The organism is Pelagibacterium montanilacus, assembly GCF_003992665.1.
GTDB lineage: Bacteria > Pseudomonadota > Alphaproteobacteria > Rhizobiales > Devosiaceae > Pelagibacterium > Pelagibacterium montanilacus.
In genome coordinates, this window is record NZ_RZMX01000028.1 from 1 (window position 1) to 3,667 (window position 3,667).

General features: G+C 58.6%; 3 protein-coding genes. All 3 read right to left on the reverse strand.

From position 1 onward, the window contains the following. Window positions 1-54: 54 nt before the first annotated feature. The 3 genes from EO136_RS10010 to EO136_RS10020 all read right to left on the reverse strand — a co-directional run bounded on the left by EO136_RS10010 (window position 55) and on the right by EO136_RS10020 (window position 3,458). Window positions 55-270, reverse strand: coding sequence for a cold-shock protein (locus EO136_RS10010; RefSeq protein WP_127144299.1), 216 nt, complete (start codon window positions 268-270; stop codon window positions 55-57). Between the two features lie 424 nt (window positions 271-694). Further along, on the reverse strand, window positions 695-1,648 hold the full coding sequence (locus EO136_RS10015; RefSeq protein ID WP_164730524.1) for a sensor domain-containing diguanylate cyclase: 954 nt from the start codon (window positions 1,646-1,648) through the stop codon (window positions 695-697). A 124-nt stretch (window positions 1,649-1,772) separates the two neighbouring features. Then, on the reverse strand, window positions 1,773-3,458 hold the full coding sequence (locus EO136_RS10020) for a putative bifunctional diguanylate cyclase/phosphodiesterase (RefSeq protein ID WP_164730525.1): 1,686 nt from the start codon (window positions 3,456-3,458) through the stop codon (window positions 1,773-1,775). Between the last annotated feature and the right edge of the window lie 209 nt (window positions 3,459-3,667).

Genomic DNA, 3,667 nt, shown 5'->3' on the forward strand with positions numbered 1-3,667 from the left:
ACAAAAAAGGCCGCCACACGGGCGACCTTTAGCTTTGTTGCAACCAGCCAGCTCTTACTGAACGAGCGTCAGGTTCACTGCGGACTGACGTCCATCGCGACCAGTTTCGACTTCGTAGGTCAGCTTGTCGTTTTCGTAGAGGCCATCAAGGCCGCCGCTCTGAACGGCACTGACGTGGACGAAATGGTCGCTACCGCCGGTTTCAGGCGTGATAAAGCCAAAACCTTTGGTGGTATTGAAGAACTTGACGGTACCGTTGACGGTGGCCATGGGGAATATCCTTTAAGCTCGGAGCCGAAGCGAAACGAGCGGTTAGCCCTCTGCAACATGCGTGAGGGCACTACAAACGTTCGCATGATAGATCAGAGAGCCAAGGACCGGCATGACCGGCAGCAGGCAGCCGACATAGGCTGAAAACGTGTAGGGATCATATCGCACACAAATGGGATTGGCACAAGCTGCGTCGCCCGACAGGAAGCAGAATGGAGGAACTCGGGTCGCCTTGGCTGTTCCTGCGTCAGCACAGGCGGGTTTGTCGAGAAAAGCATGAGGCCAGGCGAGGGTCATGCTCAGAGCCGCAACGAGGAGTTTATCCCCGCCCGCTCCTCCTGGGCGTAGCAGGCTCGATGGTGGGTTGACCCCCCTATGGGCGCAGAACCAGCTGCCGCCGGGCAGACGTCCCCTGCTCGGACGATCATGGGACGGTGGGGGGAGCAAGGCCCATCGTGGAAGCCCTGACCCGATTTCGCCCTTCGTCTTTTGCGCGATAAAGGGCACGGTCGGCCCGCCCCAGAGCATCATCTGCACTTTGATCGCCCTTGCGCAAAGACGTCACGCCGACGCTGACTGTGAGGCCAATTGGTCCAGATTTGTCACTCAGGGGAGAGGCGGCAATCAATGTGCGAAGGCGCTCCGCAACCATCATCGCACCGCACTCATCCTCGTCGGGCAGCAGGACTGCGAACTCCTCCCCACCAATCCGCGCCAACAGATCACGACGACGGATGGCGCGCTTGAACCGTTCGGCTGCGTGACAAAGGGCCCCGTCGCCAACGGCATGTCCATGGGTGTCGTTGATGGTCTTGAAGTTGTCGAGATCAATGATGAATAGGCTGGCGGGCGCGTCAAAGCGCTTGAGCCTCTCCAATGCCTTGTTTGCAGCCGCCAGAAATCTCCGGCGGTTCTTGAGGCCGGTGAGTTCGTCGGTCTCAGCCAGCTTTTTGAGATCGAACTCGAGGAGCTTGCGGGTGGTAATGTCCTGATGAGTGACCACCGCCACGCGCTCGGCATCAGGGTCAGCGATCGTGTCTGCAGGATGGAGCCGCGTCACCCGGGCAAGAAACCAGCGTCGCACCTTCGGAGAATGGCACGGATACTCGGTTTCAAATCTCTCGCGGCGGCCGAAGAGCACGTCAGCCACGTTTTGGCCGAAGCGTTGTGCTGCCTTCGCGCCCGGTCCCTTGGCGCGTCTGCAAACGTCCAAATAGTTCTCGCCGAGAAAAGCACCCCGGCCACCGTTATCACTGGAAAACCGCCGCCAGGCCTGGTTGACGGCGACGATCATACCGTTCTGGTCGACAACGCAGATGCTTGCCGTCAGTGCGTCAAGCACAGCCCCGGAAAGCTGACGTTCTGATAACCAGTCCATCCCGCAATAGCTCCTCGGTGGCCGCAAGCGTCGGGCAACCGTCGTTAAAGGTGACATTAGGAAAAATCGGCTGAACGATTGCCGTTCAATTCGAGGCTCTATGCTGTTCGAAAGCGATGTTCACTCACTTGCGCATAGGATCGGAGCTTGGCCTATTGTGCGGAAACGCCGATGAAATAGCAAACGCGGTAGCCGCGACGGGTTTGCCATAAAGGTATCCCTGCGCGTGAGGGCAGCGCCATTTCTTGAGGAGCTTTTCCTGCTCTTCGGTCTCGACGCCTTCGGCGATCACGGACAATCCGAACTTGCGCGCCAGCATCAGCACGGCTTGAACAATGGCTGCGTCCGAGCCCTTTGCGCGAACGTTGCTCACAAAGCTTCGGTCGATCTTCAACCGCGTAATGGGAAACTGCTTGAGAAAAGCCAGCGAAGCGTAGCCCGTGCCAAAATCATCAAATGCCAGGCCAACACCCATGTCATGCAGCGCATTGAGCTGATCTTTCGCGCATTCATCGTCGGCCAGCATGATGTTCTCGGTGATCTCGAGTTCGAGCTGTCGTGCCGGAAATTGCGTTAGCGAGAGTGTTGACCGGACGGTCTCGGTCAAAGGGACGGTTTTCAACTGGGCCCCGAATAGGTTGACGCCCATAAGGAACCCGCTCGCTTGCCTGTTCCATGCAGCTCCTTGTCGGCATGCGGCCTCCAGCACCCAAGTCCCCACCGGAGCGGCAAGAGAGCTGTTCTCAAGGGTTGAAAGGAAGGCGCCCGGTGCAAGAAGTCCCCGCTCGGGGTGCCTCCATCGTAGCAGAGCCTCTGCACCTACGACCTGGCGATCTTCAAGCCTGATCTGCGGCTGATAAAACACCTCGAACTGCCTGGCTTCCCACGCTTCCCGAAGATCTATCTCCAAACTTCGCCGCGCAACGGCAGCGGTCTTCAATGCCGGGACAAATGAACGTTGGCCGTCTCCACCTTCGGCCTTTGCTTCGTAAAGGGCAAGGTCTGCACTGCCGATCAGCGTCGCTGCATCATCACCGTGGCTCGGCGACATGCCGATGCCGATGCTGCAGCCGACCCAAACCAGTCTGCCGGCCAGATCAAACGGCCTGCGCAGTTCACGACGAACCACGGTCGCCAGCGCCCCCGCCCGTGAAGGATCCGTCTCGCCCGTCAAAAGAATGGAAAACTTGTCGCTGCCCAGCCGTGCAACGTTCGCCATTCCAGTCGGAACGCAACGCCGAATTCTTAGCGCAGCTTCGATCAGAACAGCGTCCCCAGCCGCATGACCCAGCTGATCGTTGACTTCCTTGAACCGGTCCAGATCAACGAGCAACACGGTCGATTGCACGCTCTGCCCGAGGGCATTGTTGAGGTTCTCGAGGAATGACGTTCTGTTGGGCAGCAGCGTGAGCTGATCGAAATGAGCCAGGTGGTGCAGCCGATCATCGTTCGCCCGCCGTTTGGATACGTCCCGCACAATTGCCCCAAAGCGCGCTTCGCCCTCTTGGGTCCACATCGACAAGGACATTTCTATTGGGAAGTGGCTGCCATCGGAATGCTGTGCTGTGACTTCTAGGACGGTGCCGACAATCCGAGGCTGACCTCCGGCCAAAAGTCTTTCCATGCCCTTGGCATGCGCGCCACGCATTGGTTCGGGAATGATCACGTCGAGCGAGGTGCCCAATGCTTCGTCCGCTGGCAGCCCAAACATGCTCTCTGCGGCCGGGTTCCAGTGCACGATGAGCCCGTTAGCGTCGGCGATGACAATGGCGTCGGGTGAAACATCGACAAACTGATCAAGAAACGACATCTGGAAGGCTTTCTCGCAAACGCCTCTCAGCGCGACAAACATACCCCGGGTGGGCGCTTACCCAATTCTCAGGTGCGGTGATAGCAACGCGAGCTGACGCCAGCATTGCTCGTTGAGCAGGCCGGAGAATATCCTCGCAGGCGCGCTATCGTTTCAGCATTTCGCGCATCGATTGCGCGATAGTTGAATGGTCGTAGGGCTTGCCGAAG

Excerpts from the sequence above, each read along its gene's own strand:
- EO136_RS10010 (WP_127144299.1), bottom strand. The coding sequence starts at position 270 with ATGGCCACCGTCAACGGTACCGTCAAGTTCTTCAATACCACCAAAGGT.
- EO136_RS10015 (WP_164730524.1), bottom strand. The coding sequence starts at position 1,648 with ATGGACTGGTTATCAGAACGTCAGCTTTCCGGGGCTGTGCTTGACGCA.
- EO136_RS10020 (WP_164730525.1), bottom strand. The coding sequence starts at position 3,458 with ATGTCGTTTCTTGATCAGTTTGTCGATGTTTCACCCGACGCCATTGTC.